Below are 21,162 nucleotides of genomic sequence, written 5' to 3'. Positions count from 1 at the left end.
CCGCCCTCGTGCTTCTCTCTCCTGTCTCTCCTATCTCTCCTCACTCTCTCCTCTCGCTCCCTCCCAGCCAGCCCCTCCGATTCACCCCTCACACCCCGTAGGACGGTTTGATGACCTCCAACAAGATCCGGCAGGAGACTGCCGTGGCACCCGGCCACGCCTCCAGTCCCCCGTCACGCGACCTCGCCGTCGACACCCTCCGCGGCGTCGCCTGCCTGCTCCTGGTGAGCTTCCACGTCATCGGGTACAGCTCCACCGACGGTCTCCACGTCGCCGACGACAGCGCCCTGCGCTACTACACCGACTCCGTGGACTACCTGCGCATGCCGTTGTTCACCCTGCTCTCCGGTCTGGTGTACGCCTGGCGTCCGTTGCATGCCCCGTCGGGCTACCTCAGCTTCATGGGCAAGAAGGTCCGTCGCCTGCTGGTGCCCTACGTGATCTTCGTCCCCGCCATCGGCGTCACCCAGGTCTACCTGGACGGCACGAACACCACCCGCGAGCTCGAACCGGTCCACTGGCTGCTCTACTCGCTGAGCCCGTACTGGTTCCTGTTGACCACGTTCTGGCTCTTCGCCGTGGTCGCCCTGCTGGATTCACGGTCCCTGTTGTCCTCCCGCCTCTCCGTCGGCCTGGTGTTCTGCCTGTCCCTGATCATCGTCCTGGTGGCCCACACCGAACAGTTCCGGTTCCTCCAGGTCGGCCAGGCCCTCACCCTCGCACCGTTCTTCCTCGGCGGTATCGCCATGAGCCGGTTCTCTCTGATCCCGTCCACCCGTGCCACCCGCTGGGGCTGCACCGCAGTGCTGATCACGGTCGTTGTGGCCGTCCAGCTCTCTCTGACCGGGCACATGCCCGGGGTGGACGGTGCCTTCGACTCACGGCACAGTCTGGTCGGCATCGGTCTCGGGATCCTCTTTCCCATGGTCTTCCTCGGATGGCGACTGTCCAACCGGGTACTGGCCTGGATCGGCGGCTACTCATCCGGTATCTTCCTGCTGCATTCCTTCGCCATCGGCGCAGTGCGGGTGGTCCTCTCTGCCACCGGCATATCTGAGCTGACTGGCGGAACCGACGGAGCGGGCGCGATGGTGTCCGTCGCCCTCACGATCGGCGGCGTGGGACTGTCGGTGCTCGGCGTGACCGTCCTGCGTCGGTTCCGGGCCGGACAGGTCGTCCTCGGAGAGAAACCCCGGGGACGTCAGACAGGTCGGGCAGGACGGACAGCGCGGACAGGACGGAGCCCCCGATGAAGATCCTCATTGTCTGCACCGGCAACATCTGCCGCTCCCCCGCCGCCGAATACCTGCTGCGTGACGCGATCCCCACGGAGCCCGGCGTACCGACCGGCACCGTCACCGTGGCCAGCGCCGGCACTGCCGGGATGAGCGGATACCCGATGGACCCGCGCTCCCTGAACTACCTGTCCCGGCAGGGGATCGACGGCACCGGCTTCACCGCACGCCGGGTGAACCGACGGATCCTGCAGGACGCCGACCTCGTCGTCGGACTCGAGAAAACCCATGTCGACCACTGCCTACGTCTCGCACCGGCACTGTTGAAACGAACCTTCCGACTGCACCAGCTCGCCGAATGGCACCGCAGCGGCGACCTCACCTCACTGACCCAGCTACCTCATCTGCGCCACCGTCTGCCCCGGATCCTCCACGACCATGCGGACCCGGTCGGTTTCACCGCCGCCGAGGAGTACACCGCCCTGCTCGACGCTGTCGCCGAGGATGTCCGCGCGCTTGCCGCCCTGGTGTCACACTGACCCCTGGCACTGACCTTCGACTGGAGCTCCCCATGCCGTCCACACCCCGGCTCACCTGGATCGACACGGTGAAAGGTGTCGCCGTGATCCTGGTCGTCCTCTACCACGCGGTCAGCCTGGCCCAGGACAAGTCCTGGTCCGGTGACCAGCTGTCCATGCTCACCTCGGCGCTGCTGACAGTACGCATGCCCCTGTTCTTCGCCATGTCCGGGTTCTTCATCCTGCGACGTGTCGATCGACCCTGGCCATGGCAGTTGCGCAACCGCATCGGCCCCTTCCTGTGGTTGTTCATCCTCTGGACCGCGGTGTGGCTGCTCGTCTTCGACGTCCTGCCCTGGCACCGCGCAGGCGACTCCGGGACGACGTCGCTGCAGGACATCGTCCGGCTGTTCGTCGACCCGTCCGTCGGCCCCTGGTACATCTACGCCCTGGCGATCTACACCGTCGCCGTGAAGCTGATGCGCCCCCTGCCGGTATGGCTGCAGTTCCTCGTCGGTGCCGCCGTCTCACTGCCGGTCGCGTGTGGTCTCCTGACCATCGACTCGTGGGTGTGGACCTCGCTCCTGTCCCATTTCATCGCCTTCCAGATCGGCGCTCTGGCCCACCGCACCCTCGCCACGATCGCCGACCGCGCGTCGCTGTGGTGGCTGCTCGGGTACGGCGCCTGTGGGGCGCGGCCACCGCGGCCCTGTTCTTCCTCGGACTGGGCCTGGACAATCCGGCACGGATTCCGGTGACGCTGCTGGGTATGGCAATGGGGATCACCGCCGCCGTCCTGATCGACCGACATGCTCCGTTCCTGAAACTCGCATGGGTCGGAAAGAACACCCTGCCGATCTACCTGCTGCACGTCCCGCTGCTGGGTGCCCTCTACAGCCTCGACCTGGGGCTTCCCTCGACGGCCGTGGTCGCCGTCGGTGTACCGGTACTGTCCACCGTCCTCGCGGTCGCCGCGGCACTGCTGATCTGGCGGGTGACCCGCCGGATCCCGGGAATCTACACCGCCCCCTGGACCGGCGACGGGGCGAACACCCGAAACGCCCCCACAGCACCGACCCGTGCCGACAGGGACAACAGGGACGACAGGGACGCTGACGGGCGGATCCACGTGGGGAACGGCTAGATGCTCATACTCCGACGCCTGTGCATCCTGCTCCTGGTGTTCTCGCTGTGCCTGTGGGGCTGGTTCGCGCTGACGAAAATCTATCTCCCGCGCCTCGACCCCCTCCCCTCCGACGTGGACGTCCTGATGCAGGTCGGCGGCGCAGCACCCGCCGATATGCTCCGCGCCAGGGAACTGGCACAGGACAACGGCATCCCCGACCTGGTGATCTCTGATCCCACAGGGGTGCAGCGTTTCCACGACACCTGGTGCGCCCCACTGGATGGCGTCCGGGTGCACTGTTTCGCACCCGACCCGTCGACCACCCGTGGGGAAGCACAGGAGTTCGCCCGCCTGGCCGCCGAGCACCACTGGACCTCTGCCATGGTGCTGGCGACCGGACGCGAACACGTCGAGCGGGTCCGGCTGTACTTCAGCCGGTGCTGGGACGGTGAGTTGTCCGTCAACCGGCCTGCCAGCTCCCGGTCGCTCCTCACCCACGTCAAACAGGCCGGCTACCAGACCGCCGGATGGGCCCGCGCCATGACCACCCTCGACTGCTGACCCCTGCCCTGCCCCTCCCCACTCTCCAAGGAGGCCCCATGCCCGTACGCACACATCAGACCACCGCCACCGGCACGCCGACGATGCGCGTCGCCTGGATCGACACCGTCAAGGGGGCCGCGATCCTGCTGGTCGTCCTGATGCACGTCGCCACGGCGGCAGTGGACCAATCCTGGTACGACCCTCGTGTCCTCGACGCCATGTCACCACTCCGCACCGTGCGCATGCCGTTGTTCTTCGCCATGGCCGGCTATTTCTTCCTCCGCAGGATCGACCGCCCGTGGCCCTGGCAGGTGCAGAACCGTCTCGGACCGTTCCTCTGGCTCTTCCTCCTGTGGAGTGCCATGTGGACGTTGTCTGCCCAGGTGTTCCCCTGGAACGACGCCGACTACACCCTGATGCACCTGATCGGCGTCCCGCTCGACCCGAGTTACGGACCGTGGTTCATCTACGCCCTGGCGATCTACTACGCCGTGGTGAAGCTGATGCGTCCCCTGCCGCTGTGGCTGCAGTTCAGCATCGGTGCGGTCGTCTCACTGCCAGTGGCGTTCGACTGGGTCACCGTCGAGAACTTCGCCTGGGAGCGCACGCTGACACACCTCGTGGTGTTCCAGTTCGGGGTGTACGGGCACCGGATCATCGCCGCCGTCGCCGAGCGGGCGTCGGTGCTGTCCCTGCTGGTGACCGGGGGGAGCTGGGCGGCGGGGATCGCCGGGGTGACCGTGACCGGCATCGGGCTGTCCTCGGTGTGCTGGCTGCCGTTGACCGCGCTGGGGATGTCCACCGGGATCATCACGGCCACCCTCATCGCCCGTCACATGCCCTGGCTGCACCTGGACTGGTTCGGCCGCAACACCCTTCCGGTCTATCTGCTCCACCTCCCCGTCCTCGGCGTGCTGTTGGCCTACGACCCGGGGCTCACGTCCTCTCCGGTGACGGCGACTGCAGGCACCCTGGTCCTGACCGTGCTCACGGTCGGCGGGACGCTGGCTGTCTGGAGGATCCTACGTCCGGTGCCCGGCCTGTTCATCGCCCCGTGGCCGGGCGAGGGGGCGAACACCCTGCCCGTCCGGACCGGCCCCCGCGCCACGGTTACCGAGGTGTTTCCCCGAACTTGACAGATCATGTCAGGAATATGAGCTAAGCATATACTTGGTGATGTTCTACCCCCGGAAGAAATTGTCTGCCGGGAGCGTAACGAACGTGGCAGGAAAACGATGGTGCACCTGTACTGGAAGAACGCTGTCAATTTCCTCGGGGGACGGTGTACGGGTGGCCACCTGGCCACCCCCACAGCGCTTTTTCCGCCGTTGCAGATGACCAGTTGGCCTGCCTATCTTCATGGCACGCCAGCAACGAGCTACCGGTGATCCTCGGTTCTCTCCTCGCCCCGGTCTCCGCCCCTGGCACACAACTCAACAGTTCGCCATCGGCCCCTCCGGGCAACACACCCCTCAACGCCCACGATGCACCGTCCTCCTCTCCTCTCTTGACGGTGCACCGCGTGGAAAACGTCCGGAGCCTCTCTCCTCACGAACCCGGTGGCGCGACACATGAGAACAGTCGGGCCCGCCGCCGGAGCACCCTCCGGTAGCGGGCCCGACTGTGTACGCGGAGCGTCCCCACGGCCAGACGACAACCGTGGGTTGGAATCGGCGGGGAGTTCCACCCTGTGACCTCTGTCCCGCGCCGCACCCGGGCAGATCAGGCAGATCAGGCCGATCAGGCAGATCAAGCACAGAAAAAGGGGCCCGTACGCGACAGAACGTCACGTACAGGCCCCGGCGGAGCGGAGCGTCAGGTCACAGACCGCCGAGCAGCAGGTGAAGAAGATCGCCGACGATAGCAACGAGACCAGCAACAAGACCCATGGTGATTCTCCTTATGAGGGGTGGGTCCCCGGCATTCCCGGGAACTGGTCACTACGTTAGGACCGCCGTGTAACCGGCCAGTTTCACGCGCACTACAGTTCCGTAAGGGCCGTTCCAGATCAGTCGCTGCAGCTCACGATGGGGGCCGGGTCGTACACCGTGGTCGTGGTGTCCCGCGACAGCACACCACCGTTGAGATCACGCACGGTCCTGGTGTCGGTCACGGTGAAGCCGCGGGCACCCGAGGACGGCGAACAGGTGTCACCGGAGAGCTCGATCCGCTCCGGATCGGTGTAGTTCGTCCGGGCACCGGTGTCGGACTCGACCTCGACCTGTTTCACCCCGCGCAGGTCCACCGTCAGCGAACTGGAGTCCGCCTGCGTCTCGATCAGCACCGGAGTGTCGAAGGTGTTCTTGAACTGCAGGTCGATGGCCCCCTCGAAGACGGTCGCCTCACGACCGGCCGGGTACCGGTCGATGTAGTAGGAGTGCGGCGTGTGTGCCACGTCCTCCATACCGGCGAAGTAGGAGGCGTTGTACAGGGTGGTGGCGAACTGGCTGATGCCGCCGCCGACAGCCTTGTCGGCGTGCCCGTCCTGGATGATGCCGGCGTCGACGTACCCCTGCGCCTCGCCACGCGGTCCGGTGTGACCGTTGAGGCTGAACGTCTCGCCGGGCAGGACGATCGCCCCGTCCACCTGTTCAGCGACCCGGCGGATGTTCACACCCGAGTCGTCCGCGAAGCCACCGGTGGTGAAGGACCCGACGACGTCGTCGAAGCTGGCCTTCTCCGCCATCTCCGTGGTGTACGTCGCCTTCTTCTCCTCGTAGGTCACCTCGTGACGGCGTTCGGTGGTGTCCAGCAGCTTCTCCTCGATCGGGTCGAGGGTCTTCTCCCAGTCGATGAGCACACCGTCCTGGGACGGGGTGACGTCGAGGTTGCGCCCGGTGCCGGTGAATCCGGCGTTACGCAGTTCCACCTCGGTGTCACCGAGCTGCGCGTCGAGGATCTCCTGGGCCGCGTCGCGGTTCCAGTCCACCCGGAAAGCACCGTCCTCCGGGACGAAGGTGACGATACGTCCCATGTCGGCGGGACGCAGCACCCCGTCGGTGTCGTCGCGTCCGGCGAAGATGACGTCACCGTCGGTGACCTTGTCGACGACCTCCTCGACGGCGTCATCGGCGGCGTCACGACGGACATCCGCCTCAGTGACGTCCGCGTCCACGCTCACCCGTCGTTGGTCGTTGAGCCAGTGGTCCTTGACCGCGGTGCGCACATCGTCGGTGTCGACGGTCTGTCCGGCGACATCGTCGACGACGTCCGCCGCACCGGCGTCGTCGATGGAGAGTTCAGCGTTCTCCGGGTCACGGGTGAGGTCCTGCTCGACGCGGGTCAGGATCTTGTCCAGCAACTCGTCGTTGAAGGCACTGACCGTGCCGACCTCACGCTGCTGGAAGAAGCTCATGACCCGGGTGACGGGATTCAACGGCTGCTGGCCGGCCTGGTCGATCGTCGCCGCCCAGTCGATGGACAGGCCCGACTGCGCCGGGTCGAGCGTGGTCGACATGTCGCCGGCGGCGACCTCGACCTCGGCACGGGCACCGTCCGACAGCTGGTTCTTCAGCCGCGCCTCAGCCTGGGACTTCGACATCGACCCCACGTCGATGCCACCGACCGTCACACCGCGGGGGACGTTGCCCTCGGTCATGATGATGTCGGTGGCGTAGAGGATTCCCCCGAGTCCGACGATGCCCGCGACCGTCCACACCGGCCACAGACGACGCTTCCGCCGGTGCTTGCTGCCCTGGGAGCCCCACTGGTCGTCCGACGGGTCAGTCGGTCCTGTGGGGTTGCTGGCGTTGGGGTTGCTACTGCTCACGCTCCTCACAATAACCGGTGATTATCCCCCGGCGGTACCCGAGGCTCACACGGCGCAGAGCCGGTCCGCCGCCTCCGTCAGCCGGTCACGGTCCAGATCACCGTTCTCCACCGCGGCCACGAGGCCGTCCACTGTCGCAGGCACGTCTGCGGCTGTGGAGGTCAGCGGCGCGTCCGCCCCCGCACGCAGTGCCTGCACCACCGCCTGCGGTCCGTCATGCAGGTCGGTGATGGCCTGCATGCCGGTGAGGTCGTCGGTGAACACGATGCCGTCGAAACCGGGGCCGTCGCCCTCAAGACCGCCGCGCAGCAACGCATAGGCCTCCGGGTTCAGCGAGGAGGGGGTCTCCGCACCGACGACGTCGCCGGTACCTTCACTGTCGAGCCCCGGTGTCTGCATATGACCGACCATCACCGCCACACCCGGGATCTGCCACAGCTCAGCGAACGGAGCCAGGTCCGCCCCCATTTCCCCGATCGGCGGCGTGGTGACGGTGCCTTCGTGCGAGTCGCCGGTGGCGTGGCCATGTCCCGGGAAGTGCTTGATCACCGGGGTGACCTCGGCGTCGAGCAGCCCCTCGACCGCGGCCCGGCCATAGTCGGTGACCACACCGGGGTCGTCCGAGAACGCCCGGTCCCCGATGGCGTTGTCGCTGATCGACTCCCCGCCGGCGAGGTCAACCACCGGCGCAAAGTCCATGGTGATGCCCAGGTCGTGCATCTTGCGACCGTGCTCGGCGAAGACACCGCGTACCTCCTCCGGGGACAGCGTGTCCGCCAGTTCCCGGGCGGACGGCAGGTCCCCGATGATCTCGCCGAGCCGCTGGACCTGGCCCCCTTCCTCGTCGACGGAGACGGTCAGTTCCCCGCCGGCGTCAGCGGCGCGCTCCTTCAGCGCGGTGATGCTGCGTTCCGGGTCTCCCTGACCGTCGAGGATCGACAGGTCAGTGGACGACCCGATGAAAATGTGGCGCACACCGGCGTCGACGGCCTCCGCGGCGTCGTCGAAGCCGACCACCCCGACCGCCAGGGTCGACGCGGCAAGTGTCGCCAGGTCCTGCTCGCCGTCCACGCAGGAGGTGGACTCGTCTTCCGGGGTGTCGGAGGAGGACGGAGACGAGGGGGACGACGGAGAGGAAGACGCGGACGACGTTGCGCCGCCCGCGGAGTCCTCCGCGGCGTCGTCCTGAGAGGAACACGCCACCAGGCTGAACGCCAGGGCACCCGCTGCCGCGGCGGCGAGCATGGTGACGGGGGTGCGTCGTTGAACAGTGACCACGCGTGACCTCCTGCTTTCTAGAGTCTCTCGGGGGCTCTCCTCCGGCACCGGACGGTGGTGCGGTGAGGCTCTCACCAAAAAAGTTCGGAAAATTCGGGGTGACTTCTCGACCTTGCCGTCGCATCACTCCCCGACCGTACTACGCTCATGGGCATGGCTAGCGAATCCAGGAATGAGACATCCGAGAGCCCCGAGAACCCGGCAGCCCACGTCGGCTCCTTCGACGGGGACACCGTCCTCATCGCCTTCGACGGCTCCGACGAGGCCCGTGGCGCCATTGACTACGCAGGTCGTTTCCTGTCGACCAGGAACGCCTACATCCTCACCGTGTGGGAGCCGATCCACCGGCAGGCGGCACGTACCGCGGGTATGAGCGGCATGATGCAGCACGACTGGTCGGCCGTCACCGACGACACCGAGGACCCCGCCTACGCCGATGCGGTGGCGATCTGCAGGGAAGGTGTGAGCCTCGCCGAAGGACACGGTTTCTCCACCGAGCCCTTCCTCGTGGAGTCCGCCACCGCGATCTGGAGCGCGATCGTCGACGCCTCGCGTGAACTCGACGTCAGCATCATCGTCGCCGGGTCCCGCGCACTGAGCGGGTGGCGGTCGCTGCTGCAGTCCAGTGTGTCCGACAGTCTGGTCAAGCATGCGGGACGCCCGGTGCTGATCGTCCCGTCGGTCGACGACGATAACGACGACGCCAATAACACCAATGACGCCGGTGAGACCGACACGGCCGGGGAAAACGTCGCGGATACGGAGACCAGGTAGTATCATCTGGTGAATCTCATCCACCTTTCCTCCACTGACGGGAATGACCATGCCCACCGAGACTGACTCTCAGCCCCGCCGTACGCTCGGCCCCGCCGTCGCCTCCGCGGTCGTCGGCATCGTCCTCGGTGGGGCTGCGGCGTTGTTCGCAGGCAGCATGGCCGACTCCTCAGACTTGCCGACGAACCAGATCGCCGTGGATGATGCGGTGATGGGTTCGATCCAGTACGGCGAGCGCCGGTGACCCCCGCCGGTAACTGACAGGTGTGACACTCTCCCGTCGCGGCTGGGGCCTGGCCGGCCTCCTCTGGCTTCTCCTGGCCCTGGTCCAGGGGCCCGGACTGACCGTCGCCGACACCAAACACGACCTCACGGCGAACCCGTGGGGTTTCCTCACGCAGGCCCTGTCCCCCTGGACGGATGTCTTCCCCCTGGGACAGCTCCAGAACCAGGCCTACGGCTACCTCTTCCCCCAGGGCCTGTTCTTCGCCCTGCTCGACCCGCTCCCCGACTGGTTGACCCAGCGGTTGTGGTGGGCGCTGCTGCTGTTCCTCGCTTTCGCCGGGGTGGTCAGGCTCCTGGAGGCGACGGGGACCGGGTCACGGCTGTCGCGGCTGGTGGCGGCGGTCCTGTTCGCCCTGAGTCCACGCATCCTCACCACACTCGGGGCGATCTCCTCGGAGGCGTGGACAGTGGCGCTCGTGCCGTGGATCATGCTGCCGGTCGTACGCGTTCTGCTGCCGGGGCCGCGTCCGACGACCCGACGGCTCGCCGTCGCCGGGCTGGGTTCCGCCGTCGCGGTGCTCTGCCTGGGGGCGGTCAATGCGGTCGCGACGCTGGCGGCGGTGGTGCCCGCGGTGGTGTGGTGGTTGACACAGGGGGTCTTCGCGACCGGCGGCGACGCAGCGGTGCGCCGCCGCACGGCATGGCGGTTCGCCCTCTGGTGGGTCCCGGGCGGGGTACTCGCCTGTTTCTGGTGGATCGGGCCACTGGTGATCCTGGGGCGGTACTCCCCACCGTTCACCGACTACATCGAGGCCGCCGGGCTGACCACCACTGGTTCAACCTGGGCGAGGTGCTGCGGGGGCGACGAGTTGGACGGCGTTCCTGTCGACCGAGCGCCAGGCCGGGTTCGCCGTGGCCACCGAAGCGGTGTTCGTGGCCGCGACACTGGTGGTCGCCCTGCTGGGGCTGGCAGGGCTGGCGGGGACGAGGCGGCTGCGCCGTCCTGCGCCGTTCGCGGGGTCGTGGCTGGTCATCCTCGGTGTCGGTGTGGCCGTCTTCGGTGTGGCCGCCACACCGTTCTCCCCGGTCGCCGAGCAGGTCCAGGCGTTCCTCGACGGTGCCGGGGCGCCGCTGCGCAACCTGCACAAGTTCGACCCCCTGATCCACCTCCCGCTGGTCGTCGGGGTGGCCCACGTCCTCGGCGGACTCACTGCGCCCCGGGACGCCACGACGTGGCTGCATCCGGAGAAGAACCGGTCGGTGGTGACGACGACCGCGGTTGTCCTGGTCGTGGCAGTCGCCACCGCGCCGGCGTGGACCGGGCGGCTGGTGCCCGAGGACGGCTACCGTAGTGTGCCGTCGTCCTGGCAGGAGGCCGCGGACTGGCTCAACGATCCTGCCAACGGGGCCGACGAGACCCGCACCATGATCCTGCCGGAGGCGCGTACCGCCCGGCAGACGTGGGGAAATACGCGGGATGAGCCGGCGCAGGCGCTGCTGGACGTGCCGTGGGTGGTGCGCGACGCCGTCCCCCTGGTGCCACCGGAGGCGATCCGTGGGCTCGACGGACTCCAACGTGAGTTCGTCGCCGACGGCGCGGCCGGCGCGAACCCGGCGCTGGCGGACGCTCTGCTGCAGCAGGGTGTGGGGTACCTGCTGGTGCGTACTGACCTGGCACGCACCGCCGACACGCCCGGCGCCCGGGCCGTCCTGCGCACGCTCACCGACTCCGCGGCAGCGGACGGATTCACCGAGGTCGCCGACATCGGCGACGGAGATATCCGGATCTTCCGGGTGGACGGCGACTATGCAGGGGGACACTCACACGTGGTCGACGCCGCCGACCTGGAGGTCACCGCCGGGGGTCCGGAGGTACTGCCCCGTCTTGCCGCCGCCGATGCCGCGACAGGACGGTCGCCCCGCGACCGGATCCTCGTCCAAGATCTTCCTGACGGTACCGGTGCTGACAGGGCTCCTGTCCCCGACACGGTGACCGACACCCCGACCCTGAGGGAGCACAACTACGGCAACGTCACCGGGGCCGAATCCGACATCCGCGCCGTCGATGACGCGCGCGACACCCGGAACCCGGTCCGCGACTACCCCACCGGACTCGATGACGCCGAGCTCACCCAGGTCAAGGAGCGCGGCGGCAGGATCACCGCAAGCTCCTCCGCCGCCGACCCGACATCCCTCAACGGGGCGGAACCGTATTCCGGCCCGTCCGCCGCGGTCGACGGTGTCACGGAGACGGCCTGGCGGCCGGGAACCGGATCCCCGATCAACCAGACCCTCACCGTAGACCTGGACGAACCCCGCTCCCAGATGTCACTGTCGGCACGCGCCGCCGGGAGCCCGGTACGTGTGCAGGCCACCACGTACCTCGACGGCGAGACCGTGGCCTCCACGACCACGCTGGTACCGGGCTACCGCGAGGCCGACAGCACTGACCGGCCCATCGTCCTGCCCAGCGGGGAGGCGGACCGGGTCGAACTGCGCATCGTCGGTTCCTGGGGGGACCCGGGGCTCAGCGAGATCACCCTCACCGAGTTGGCCAGCGGTCAAGACGTGACCCCGCGCCGCGACATCGTCGTGCCGGCTGGGGATGAGACGCCGCGTCGGTGGGTCCTGGGGCAGGAGATCTACGAGTTTGAGATGAGACGTGTCATCACCGTGCCCGAGGGAGCGGAACCGGTCAGGGTGGCACTGACATCCGACCGCTGTGCCGCGGGCGGGGACACTGCCAGCACCCTCGACGGGGAGCCGGTGAACTGTGGTGACACGGTGACACTGGACCCCGGCGAGCACGAGGTCCGCAGCCGCGACCGGTGGGTCTCCCTCGATGTGCAGGACGGCGAGACGCAGGAGGCAGTCTCGGCGACAGCGGCCGACGGCGACGGGACGGCGTCCGACGACCGGATCGTCGTGACCTCGACCGCCGTGAACAGCGGACGCGCCGCCGAACTCGACGGGACCGCCCTGGAGTCGGTGACGGTCAACGGCTGGCAGCAGGGGTGGGTCGTCCCGGCGGGCGCGGGCGACGGGATGTCGGACGACGAGATCACGTCGGCACTTGAGGTCAGCTTCACGGCGACGGACACCTACCAACGGTGGCTGGGCGCGGGGCTGCTCGGCGCGCTGGTGCTGCTGCTCGGATGGCTGTGCGCGTGGAGCGCGTGGAGCGCACGGACCACACGGTACGCACGGTGGCCCGGCCGGCGTTCCGCCGGGACGGACCAGGTGGTGGAGGCGTCCGACGGTCGGCCTGGTGCACCCCGGCGTGTGCTTTCCGGTGCAGGCATGCTCGCGTTGTCGGTCGGAGTTGCCGGTCTTCCCGGCGGGATCGTCGGTGCGGCGACGATGGCACTCGTCCTCGGTGTACCTGCTGGTGTCCGCCGTCTCCCTGGGCGGATCGCCGCCTCGCGGGGTGTCCGGATCCTCCGTTATCTGACCAGGCCGGCCACCCTGGCGATGATCCTGGGCGGCGCAGGCGCGGTGATGATGGTGCGTGGGCCGTGGGGCGGCGGAGACTACGCGGGCTACTCGTGGATCCCGGAGCTGCTGTTCCTCGGTTGCGTGGTGGCCACGGCGTGCGGCGCTGTATCCACCGGACCCCCTCCCCCGGATGCGGAGACGCACACGGCAACACGGCAGGGCTGACCCGGTAGGGCCGACACGGGTCAGCGACCCGTAGCTGTACCGGTCAACGCGCGGCGGAGCACCTGCGCGAGATGCATGCCGGTCTTCCGGTCACCGAACCCTTCCCGGATCTGTGTCCGGCACGAGAACCCGTCAGCGAGGACGTAGGTGTCCTCGTCGAGTTCCCGGATCCGCGGAAACAACTCCCGCTCCGCCAGATCCCTCGACAGTTCCGCGTGTCCGGGTTCGAAACCCCAGTTCCCGGCAAGCCCGCAGCAGCCGGTCTCCACGGTTGATTCATCCACTCCCAACAACCTGAGGGCATTCGTGGTTCCACCGTGGGCGCGTCGGGACCGTTCATGACAGTGCACCTGCGCCAACGCCGACCCGTGGATCTCGTCGAACGGCCACGTCAACCGTTGGTCACGCATCCATGCCCGGTGGTGTTCCGACACAACGTCCCCGAGGGTGACGACCTGTTCCGCCAGCGCGGAGGCACGGGGGTCCTCCGGCACAAGGCGTGGGGCCTCGTCGGTCAGCATTGATGCGCAGGACGGTTCGAGGACGACGACGTGGGTCTTGCCGTCGAGCCACGGTTCCATGCGGTCGAGAGTACGGCGGATGACCTTCTTCGCCGTCGTCAGCTGCCCGGTCGAGTGCCAGGTGAGCCCGCAACACATGAAGCCGGACGGCACGTTCACCTCGTACCCCATGGCCGTCAGAACGGCATAGGCGTCCTGGGCCACGCCGGAGTCCATGTGGTTGGTGAAGCTGTCGGGCCACAGGACGATCCGTCCGGGCCCCGCGTCCCGAAGGGTGCCGGGGGACCCAGAGGAGCCAACGGCCCCGGTCCACGACTGACGTTGGCGTCGACGGACGCTCTGGAAACTGGCGTCCGCGAATGTGATCATCGACCGGGAGGTGTCCAGCCCACCGATCTTCATGACGAGCCTCCCCACGACGTCGATGCCCAGCAGAGCGTTCACCATCCGTGCCGCACCAGGCACCGCATGCAGCAGGAAGCTCGTCAGTGGGAGCCACCCCATGGAGTAGTGTGCCCGAGGTCGACGTCTGCCCTGGTAGTGCTGGTGGAGGAACTCGGACTTGTAGACCGACATGTCGACGTTGACCGGACATTCTGAGGCGCAGGCATGGCATGACAGGCACAGGTCAAGCGACTCCTTCACGTCGTCCGAGCTGAGTGCCTCGGGGTACACCTCACCCCGGAACATTTCCGAGAGGATCCGGGCGCGCCCGCGGGTGGAATGCACCTCATCACCGGTGACCTGGAATGACGGGCACATCGCACCGTCCTGTGACCGGCACAGGCCCACACCTACGCACCGGTTGACAGCATTCACCATGGATCCACGGTCATCCGGGAAACTGTGAATCGGCAGGAACTCGTGCGCCCGCTGACCCGGCCCCGGGCGAACCCCACGGTCGAAGGGCTCGGGGTCGACGAGCAGCCCCGGGTTCATCCTCGTCCCCGGATCATAGATTTCCTTGACGCGGCGGAAGGCCGAGAGAGCGCGGTCACTGTACATCAGTGGGAGGAGTTCGGACCGGGCACGTCCGTCACCATGTTCCCCGGACAACGACCCGCCGTGTCGTGCCACCACAGCCGCCGCATCCGTCATGAAGGCACGGAAGGTCTCCAGCCCCGCCTCTGTACCCAGGTCGAAAGAGATCCGGATATGGACGCACCCCTCCCCGAAGTGCCCGAACGGAATGCCCCGGAGTCCGTGCGAGTCAAGGAGCGCGTACAGATCCCGCAGATAGTCGGCGAGATTCCCTGGGGGTACCGAGGAATCCTCCCAACTCGGCCACGCCTCACCCCCGTCCGGCAGCCGGGTGACCAGACCCGCGGCCGACTCACGGATCTTCCACAGTTCGCGCATCTCGCGCGGATCCTCCACGACGACGGCGTCAACCACGGGACAGCCGGGATCGGACTCAAATTCGGTGATCAGCTCCGTCGCCCTTGTGCATGCCTCCTCCTGCGTGTCTCCGGTCGCCTCGCAGTAGAGCCAGCCGCCGGCAGCCGCCCCGCCGGGCAGCAACGTCCCGGCGTCCTGCCCTTGCGACTGCCGTAAAGCGTCGAGGAGATCGCCACCCATCCCCTCGCTCGTCGCTATGCCCCGTCGCCTCGTCGACGGGGCAGCAGCTGCGGCGGAGAAGATGTCGGTGAACGCGAGCACGGCGAGTACCGTGTGCGACGGTACAGGGACGCACGTCACCACCGCTTCCACGATGATCCCCAACGTGCCCTCGCTACCGGCGAAAGCTTTGGCGGTGTCGAAGCCGTTCTCATCCAGCAGGTAGTGCAGGCCGTAACCGGACACCTGACGTGGGAACCGGCCCAGTTCCAGTCTGAATTCACGGATCCACTCGTCGCGCAGACCGCGGAGTTCCGCGGTGAGGGCACTGTCCGATGTACCACCGCGTTGCAGGGTGACCAGCGAGCCGTCTGCCCGGAGAACGGTGAGTTCCACCAGGTTGTCGGCGGCCGTTCCCCAGGCCAGAGAATGCGAGCCGCAGGCGTTGTTGGCGATCATCCCACCCACGGTGCACCTGCTGTGGGTGGACGGGTCCGGGCCGTAGGTCAGACCGTAGGGTGCCAGAGCATTCCGGAGATCGTCGCAGATCACACCGGGCTGGATTCTCGCGGTGCGACTGTCGGTGTCGATCTCGAGGATGCGGTTGAACCTCCGCGACAGGTCGATGACAAGACCTTCGCCGATGGCGTTACCTGCCACCGACGTTCCGCCGCCGCGAACCGTCACGTCCCAGCCCTGTTCGTCGGCGTAAGCGACCGCGGCGACGATGTCGTCAACCGACTCCGGTTCGAGGACGGCGGCGGGAACTCGTCGGAAGATGCTGGCGTCGGACACATACGCCCCGCGCGTTGCCCGGTCAGTACGTAACTTCGTCTCGATCATCGACGTGGACTCCATCGCGGTGTCTTCCTCCTCGCTGCCGACGTCAGCGGCAGATAGTCCTGATCTGGCAGCTACGCTTCAGCACTGTCCGGGACAAGCCCGACTTTCAGCCTGCCTCTCGCAGGCGACGCGTAGAGCTCGAATGCTTCGCTGACCTGTGTGATGGGAAAAGCATGGGTAATGTAGCTCCGCCGCAGGTCACCGTGTGCAACGACGTAGTCGCCCGCCGCTGCCAGATAGGTGTCCCAGGACTGGGTTGCTCCCGCCGCCATGGTCAACCCCTTCCGGAAGAACGCCCGCATCGGGAAGGCGTACCAGTCTTCGGGAAGCCCGTAGACTAGTACTTCCCCGCCAGGACGAGCGGCGGTGACCGCATCAGCCACGATCTCTTCACGGTGACCGATCGCATCGACCACCAGGTCCGGTCGCTCGGCGTCCACCAGCGACTGCGCCCACTGCCGGCTGTCACCCGTGACCGTCTCGTCCATACCGAACGTTTCACCGACGTCCGTCCTGTCGATACGGTCGACCCCGACCACGTGTGCCGCTCCGAGTGACCTGGCGATGTGTGTGAAGAGCACTCCCAGCGGCCCGAGTCCGAGAACAGCCACCCGCTTCCCTGTCAGCGGGCCCACCCGTGAATACGAGCTCAGCACCGTCGCGACCGGCTGCATGATCACCGCTTCCCGGTCAGTCAACGAGTCGGGGACGGACGCCAGGTACTTGTCCGGATCCACGATGTACTCCGAGAGCCCGCGGGACTCTTCGACGATGCCCACAACGCGGTCCCCGGTGCGAAACCTGGACGACCGGCTCAGTGCGACGCGACCGACAATCTCGTGGAGAGGGACGCCTGGATTCCCGGTGTACGGATTGTCCGGATCCATGATCCCGCGGTACTTGGGGATGTCACTGCCGCAGATCGAACCGAACAGGAACTCCAGGAGCACATCGCCGTCACCGAGATCCGCTGACGTCGGCACGTCCACGTCATAACGGGTGAACTCGCAGGGGCCCGGCTGTTTCAGGATCCACATGGTGTGTACCGTCTCTTTCCGTTGTGCTTCTCAGTGGCTGTTCCACTGCTGGTCATGAATGAGGTCCGGAGTGATGTCGTGCACCGTACGCACGCCGCAGAGCGCCATCGCCATCGCGAACTCACGCTTCAACGTGCTCAGCACATGCCGGACTCCGGCGGCGCCCGCGACCGTCAGCCCCCACATCACCGGTCGCCCGACAAGCACTCCGCTGGCGCCCAGTGCCAGAGCCTTCAGAATGTCGGTGCCCCGGCGGATGCCCCCGTCGATCAAGACGGGCACCTGGCCGTCCACGGCGGCAGACACTGCAGGAAGCGCGCGGATCGTCGACAACCCGGAATCCAGGTTTCGGCCACCGTGATTGGAGACGATCACGGCAGCTGCTCCAGCCTGTACCACCGCACGCGCATCGTCTCCTCTCAGGAGACTTTCACGATGACCGGGAGCGGGCTGCGCTCCATCACGTCTTCCAGTACCGACAGCGTGAATCCTGCGTCCAGCGCACTCCGGTAGATGCTGTCGCCCCGTTCAGGCCGGGGGTCGAGGCCGTCCTGCATGGGGTACGTCAGCCCGTCAGGGAGTGTGAGACCGTCCCACACCTGCGATTCGCGTGCACCGACGACCGGGGTATCCACGGTGATGACGACGGCCTCGGCGCAGTGCTGCACCCGGTCGAGAAAACGCCGGAGATACTGTCTGTCGGGCGGAACATTGATCTGAGCCCAGACGCCGGCGCCGGTGTGCCCGGCGACCCGTTCGATCGGTGTGTTGGAGTACGCACTGAGAACCATGGGGAGGCCGGCCGCATCGGCGCCGGACGCCGTCCCGCACTCGGCGGCAGGGTGGAAGAGGCCGTGCGATCCGACGGGCGCCACCACGAGCGGGGACGACAGGTGGCGACCGAACAGCGTCGTCGCAGTCGACAGCTCCGTGACGTCCCGGAGGACGTGGGGTGCCAGCCGGACCCGGTCAAAATCACCGGTGTTGAGCCGCACCGTCTTCTGGTCCCCCGCCCCGGTCTCCAGGTAGCCGGCCGTCAACGCAGGAAGAAGCCCCAACGCCTGATCCTTCACCGCTGCCAGTGGTGAACCGGCGATGAGTTCCGACCTGTCGACGATGGCCCGCGGAGGAACGACGGTCGACATCAGTTCACCGTGAGACCGGCAGTTCGGAGTGCCTGGGCCATACGGTCCAGCGAGTCGGGATCGGTAACCGGAAGTTTGGGGGCACGGGGATACCCGCCCGGCTGACCGAGGAGGTTCATGGCGGCCTTGAGTGTCGGCTGCATGCCGCCGAACGCCCAGTTGTAGCCGTCCGCCCGATCACCGTGCATCACCGCCATCAGTTCGCTGAACCGGTCCGCGATCTCGCCGGCTGCGTCATAGTTGCCGGCCCAGGCGTGTTCGAAGAACCCCGGCATGTCCGACCCCAGGAGAAGACCACTGCCGAAATGTCCGTCTCCTCCGAAGTCTGACCGAATGAACGCCAACCCGAGCCTGCTGAGCATGTGTCCGAAGACGATCAGGCGGTCGCTGACCCGCTCGATGGTCTGGATGAGTGTGTCTTCACCCGGGGCGCTCTGTTTGATGGCTACCACGTTCGGGATCTCCGCCAGACGTTCCACCGTGTCGAGATCGATGTAGTGGCCGTTGTCCTGCGGAAAATTGTAGATCCACGCGGGGAGGCCGGTGGCACCGAACACCGTGCGGTAGTAGGTGTCCAGTTCGACCGCGGTCGGGCGTGCCATCGGTGGCGGCGAAGCCATCACCGCGTCGGCACCAGCGCGTTCAGCATGCTCCACGAGGCTGACCGTGTCGTCGGGGCGGGTACAGGTGACACCCACGATGACGGGTACCCGGCCACCGGCCTCTGCGACGGCGATCTCAGCCAGACGCCGTCGCTCCGGATCCCGCTGGCTGAACCATTCGCCGGTGCTGCCGTTGACGAGGATACCGTGCACACCGGCATCCACAGAGCTTCCGATGATGTCACCGAAGGCTTTCTCATCGAGGTCACCATCGGCGGTGAAGGGTGTGACCGGGGCGGTGAAGTAGCCCTTCCAGTCAACGTCGTTGCGGTCCATGTGGATCCTTTCTCTTTGCCGGGCCGTGTCAGTGACGGCCGCGGAGGTGGTGGTGTGTTGTGGAGGTGGGGTCAGTTGTCTGACCACCGCAGCGCATCCGCGAAGATCCACTGCAGGAGTTTGTCGGTGACAATTCCGCAGATGCCGAGCGTCGCCATGGCGGCGATGACGTAATCGAAGCGGAACTGGTTGTACGAGTCGATGAGGACGTAACCGACGCCCGACTTCGCACCGAGAATCTCGGCCACGACGACGGTGGTCCAGGCGATACCGAGCGATACCCGGAGGCCGGTGATGATGTTCGGCGACGCGGCCGGCAGCACGATGCTCATCACGACCTTGTACTGAGGTGCGCCGAGCATCCTGCCCGCCCGGATCAGGCCACGGTCGACCCGCTGCACCCCCGACAGGGTGTTGACGTACACGGGGAAGAACGTCGCGAGCGCCGTGAGGAAGACGGCAGGCTGGTCGCCGATACCGAAGATGATCAACGCAATCGGGACCCAGCCGGTCACCGAGATCGGTCGGATGGCGTTGATCGTCGGGTCGATCATGCGCTTGGCGTGCCAGCTGATCCCGGCCAGTATGCCGAAGACGATGGCCAGGACGGAGCCGAGGACGAATCCCATCAGGACACGCCCCACGGAAGCTCCCACGTGAGCCAACCACGTTGTGGAGTACGCCTCCGACGGGGTGAAGTCGGAGGTGAACAGCCCGATCCCTGAGACCCAGTCGACGAATGCGGCGACACAGACGCTCAACGGAGGGAACAACCCGTCGGCGATCCAGCCGGCCCGTCCTGCGACTTCCCAGACGACTGCGATGATCACGGGGATGATCAGGGCCAGGGAAATCGACTGCACTTTCGAGTGCGACGAGGACCGACGCCTCTGCCGTGGCTTACGTTTTTCCGCAGCGGTGTTCTTCACGGTGTGTGCTGATGCTGTGTCAGTCATGAATTGTCCCCGTTCTTGCCGAGGTCCGTCGCGGTTCTCCCCGTGACGTCCTCAAGGATCGAGTAGTCGAGGTGCTCGGCCAGTGCAGTGTTGTCGTCGTCGTCGATGATTCCGAGCCTGGTGAGGACCGGAGGAACGCCGTTGATCTCGTCTTCGGGCATCTCCAGGATCGGGACGATGTACTTCTTCTCCAGTGCGGTGCTGATCCCCGTACCGGAGCTTCCCGTGATGTCCTGGTACTCGCGCTCCCAGGTCTCCGGGTCGTCCGCCAGCGTTTCCAGCCGTTTGCTGAAGGCCCGCATCACCTCCACCGCTTCGTCCCGGTTATTCTCCAGGAACGCGTCATTGGCGAGGATCCCGCTGGCGACGCTGAACGACCCGTCATAGAGACTGTCCTGGATGTCGGGAACGATGTGACCGTAGCCGGCTTCCTCTGCTTCCCCGGACAGCGGAGGGAACGTGACGATACCGTCGACGTCACCGCGCTGAAGCGCAAGATTCAGGTCCGGGAAGGACTGCATGTTCATGTACTGGGTGTCCCGGTCAATGTCCATGCCACGGGTCTCCATGGCGGCAGCCAGGTTGATGTACTGGGTCGAGCCGCGGACGGAGCCGATGCGTTTGCCTTTCAGGTCGTCCCAGGAATCAATGCCGCTGCCTTCTCTGGCGAGGAACACTGAACCGTTGGAGCTGATACCGGACACGAAGGAGACACGTGGATTTCCGGACGTCAGCAACGACGCGAGGTTGTTGTATCCCACCGGTGCCATGTCCACGGAGCCGTTGGCGAGGGCTGTCAAAGCATCATTCGAGCTCTTGAACGGGGTGAGTTCGACATTGGTGCCGTCGTCGAGCTCCTCGTCAAGCGTGGCCCACGGGACCCAGGTCGCGGCCGAGACCCAGCCGATCCTCACCCTGTTCTCGTCGGCCGTCCCGGATTTCGCGGCATAGGTACGACCAGCCACGACAACGGCTGCCAACAGGATGATCGCCACGACAAGCCGGAATACCCAGTTTCTGGTCAGTGATGTACTCAT

The 21,162-nt window shown here is 66.7% G+C and carries 16 protein-coding genes and 2 pseudogenes; 9 read left to right on the top strand and 9 right to left on the bottom strand.

The window, feature by feature from the left end:
- The first annotated feature begins 110 nt into the window (after nucleotides 1-110).
- The 5 genes and pseudogenes from BJF89_RS10565 to BJF89_RS10540 all read left to right on the top strand — a co-directional run bounded on the left by BJF89_RS10565 (nucleotide 111) and on the right by BJF89_RS10540 (nucleotide 4,558).
- The gene (locus BJF89_RS10565; RefSeq protein WP_075814669.1) at nucleotides 111-1,253 is read left to right on the top strand and encodes an acyltransferase family protein; all 1,143 of its coding nucleotides are present in this window, start codon (nucleotides 111-113) and stop codon (nucleotides 1,251-1,253) included.
- Nucleotides 1,250-1,774, top strand: a complete 525-nt coding sequence (locus tag BJF89_RS10560; RefSeq protein WP_075814667.1) for a protein tyrosine phosphatase — start codon at nucleotides 1,250-1,252, stop codon at nucleotides 1,772-1,774. The genes BJF89_RS10565 and BJF89_RS10560 overlap by 4 nt, the downstream gene beginning before the upstream one ends.
- 32 nt (nucleotides 1,775-1,806) lie before the next feature.
- Nucleotides 1,807-2,897 (top strand): annotated as a pseudogene (locus tag BJF89_RS20035) (acyltransferase family protein).
- Nucleotides 2,898-3,440, top strand: a complete 543-nt coding sequence (locus BJF89_RS10545; protein WP_075814661.1) for a hypothetical protein — start codon at nucleotides 2,898-2,900, stop codon at nucleotides 3,438-3,440.
- A gap of 38 nt (nucleotides 3,441-3,478) precedes the next feature.
- The gene (locus tag BJF89_RS10540; RefSeq protein WP_075814659.1) at nucleotides 3,479-4,558 is read left to right on the top strand and encodes an acyltransferase family protein; all 1,080 of its coding nucleotides are present in this window, start codon (nucleotides 3,479-3,481) and stop codon (nucleotides 4,556-4,558) included.
- A gap of 872 nt (nucleotides 4,559-5,430) precedes the next feature.
- Here BJF89_RS10540 and BJF89_RS10535 read toward each other — a convergent pair.
- Complete coding sequence (locus BJF89_RS10535; RefSeq protein ID WP_369803700.1) at nucleotides 5,431-7,200, bottom strand: VanW family protein; 1,770 nt, start codon at nucleotides 7,198-7,200, stop codon at nucleotides 5,431-5,433.
- 36 nt (nucleotides 7,201-7,236) lie between these two features.
- Nucleotides 7,237-8,469, bottom strand: coding sequence for a glycoside hydrolase family 3 N-terminal domain-containing protein (locus BJF89_RS10530; protein ID WP_255372595.1), 1,233 nt, complete (start codon nucleotides 8,467-8,469; stop codon nucleotides 7,237-7,239).
- A gap of 153 nt (nucleotides 8,470-8,622) precedes the next feature.
- Between BJF89_RS10530 and BJF89_RS10525 the strand changes: the two genes are divergently transcribed.
- The 4 genes and pseudogenes from BJF89_RS10525 to BJF89_RS10510 all read left to right on the top strand — a co-directional run bounded on the left by BJF89_RS10525 (nucleotide 8,623) and on the right by BJF89_RS10510 (nucleotide 13,128).
- A complete protein-coding gene (locus BJF89_RS10525) occupies nucleotides 8,623-9,243 on the top strand; it encodes a universal stress protein (RefSeq protein ID WP_083650674.1) in 621 nt (206 codons plus the stop codon).
- A gap of 49 nt (nucleotides 9,244-9,292) precedes the next feature.
- Nucleotides 9,293-9,487 carry a DUF2613 domain-containing protein gene (locus tag BJF89_RS10520; protein ID WP_075814967.1) on the top strand — a complete coding sequence of 65 codons (195 nt, stop codon included), beginning with the start codon at nucleotides 9,293-9,295 and terminating at the stop codon, nucleotides 9,485-9,487.
- A gap of 22 nt (nucleotides 9,488-9,509) precedes the next feature.
- A pseudogene (locus tag BJF89_RS19575) lies at nucleotides 9,510-10,244 on the top strand (alpha-(1->3)-arabinofuranosyltransferase family protein); the annotation flags it as partial.
- Between the two features lie 136 nt (nucleotides 10,245-10,380).
- A complete protein-coding gene (locus BJF89_RS10510) occupies nucleotides 10,381-13,128 on the top strand; it encodes an alpha-(1->3)-arabinofuranosyltransferase family protein (protein WP_075814654.1) in 2,748 nt (915 codons plus the stop codon).
- Nucleotides 13,129-13,148: 20 nt separating this feature from the next.
- Here the strand turns inward: BJF89_RS10510 and BJF89_RS10505 are convergent, their stop codons facing one another.
- The 7 genes from BJF89_RS10505 to BJF89_RS10475 form a co-directional block, all read right to left on the bottom strand.
- Nucleotides 13,149-16,064 carry an FAD-binding and (Fe-S)-binding domain-containing protein gene (locus tag BJF89_RS10505; protein ID WP_139311987.1) on the bottom strand — a complete coding sequence of 972 codons (2,916 nt, stop codon included), beginning with the start codon at nucleotides 16,062-16,064 and terminating at the stop codon, nucleotides 13,149-13,151.
- A 56-nt stretch (nucleotides 16,065-16,120) separates the two neighbouring features.
- On the bottom strand, nucleotides 16,121-17,086 hold the full coding sequence (locus BJF89_RS10500; protein WP_075814652.1) for a zinc-binding dehydrogenase: 966 nt from the start codon (nucleotides 17,084-17,086) through the stop codon (nucleotides 16,121-16,123).
- A 30-nt stretch (nucleotides 17,087-17,116) separates the two neighbouring features.
- A complete protein-coding gene (locus BJF89_RS10495; protein WP_158026057.1) occupies nucleotides 17,117-17,485 on the bottom strand; it encodes an alpha-hydroxy acid oxidase in 369 nt (122 codons plus the stop codon).
- 20 nt (nucleotides 17,486-17,505) lie between these two features.
- Nucleotides 17,506-18,231: an alpha-hydroxy acid oxidase gene (locus BJF89_RS10490; protein WP_075814650.1), complete on the bottom strand. Its 726-nt coding sequence runs from the start codon at nucleotides 18,229-18,231 to the stop codon at nucleotides 17,506-17,508.
- Entirely contained in the window at nucleotides 18,231-19,169 is a 939-nt protein-coding gene (locus BJF89_RS10485) for a dihydrodipicolinate synthase family protein (RefSeq protein WP_075814648.1), read from the bottom strand. The genes BJF89_RS10490 and BJF89_RS10485 overlap by 1 nt, the downstream gene beginning before the upstream one ends.
- Before the next feature lie 71 nt (nucleotides 19,170-19,240).
- The gene (locus BJF89_RS10480) at nucleotides 19,241-20,125 is read right to left on the bottom strand and encodes an ABC transporter permease (protein ID WP_083650650.1); all 885 of its coding nucleotides are present in this window, start codon (nucleotides 20,123-20,125) and stop codon (nucleotides 19,241-19,243) included.
- Nucleotides 20,122-21,162 carry an ABC transporter substrate-binding protein gene (locus BJF89_RS10475; RefSeq protein WP_075814646.1) on the bottom strand — a complete coding sequence of 347 codons (1,041 nt, stop codon included), beginning with the start codon at nucleotides 21,160-21,162 and terminating at the stop codon, nucleotides 20,122-20,124. The genes BJF89_RS10480 and BJF89_RS10475 overlap by 4 nt, the downstream gene beginning before the upstream one ends.

Source organism: Corynebacterium sp. CNJ-954, from assembly GCF_001942345.1.
In the GTDB taxonomy this organism is placed as follows: domain Bacteria; phylum Actinomycetota; class Actinomycetes; order Mycobacteriales; family Mycobacteriaceae; genus Corynebacterium.
Note: the sequence above shows the minus strand (reverse complement) of the source record. Positions and strands in the feature narration are given on the sequence as shown.

Coding starts and splice junctions, on each gene's coding strand:
- BJF89_RS10475 (WP_075814646.1), bottom strand. CDS start 21,162: ATGAGTACATCACTGACCAGAAACTGGGTATTCCGGCTTGTCGTGGCG.
- BJF89_RS10490 (WP_075814650.1), bottom strand. CDS start 18,231: ATGTCGACCGTCGTTCCTCCGCGGGCCATCGTCGACAGGTCGGAACTC.
- BJF89_RS10545 (WP_075814661.1), top strand. CDS start 2,898: ATGCTCATACTCCGACGCCTGTGCATCCTGCTCCTGGTGTTCTCGCTG.
- BJF89_RS10505 (WP_139311987.1), bottom strand. CDS start 16,064: ATGGAGTCCACGTCGATGATCGAGACGAAGTTACGTACTGACCGGGCA.
- BJF89_RS10485 (WP_075814648.1), bottom strand. CDS start 19,169: ATGGACCGCAACGACGTTGACTGGAAGGGCTACTTCACCGCCCCGGTC.
- BJF89_RS10540 (WP_075814659.1), top strand. CDS start 3,479: ATGCCCGTACGCACACATCAGACCACCGCCACCGGCACGCCGACGATG.
- BJF89_RS10565 (WP_075814669.1), top strand. CDS start 111: ATGACCTCCAACAAGATCCGGCAGGAGACTGCCGTGGCACCCGGCCAC.
- BJF89_RS10500 (WP_075814652.1), bottom strand. CDS start 17,086: ATGTGGATCCTGAAACAGCCGGGCCCCTGCGAGTTCACCCGTTATGAC.
- BJF89_RS10520 (WP_075814967.1), top strand. CDS start 9,293: ATGCCCACCGAGACTGACTCTCAGCCCCGCCGTACGCTCGGCCCCGCC.
- BJF89_RS10560 (WP_075814667.1), top strand. CDS start 1,250: ATGAAGATCCTCATTGTCTGCACCGGCAACATCTGCCGCTCCCCCGCC.
- BJF89_RS10480 (WP_083650650.1), bottom strand. CDS start 20,125: ATGACTGACACAGCATCAGCACACACCGTGAAGAACACCGCTGCGGAA.
- BJF89_RS10525 (WP_083650674.1), top strand. CDS start 8,623: ATGGCTAGCGAATCCAGGAATGAGACATCCGAGAGCCCCGAGAACCCG.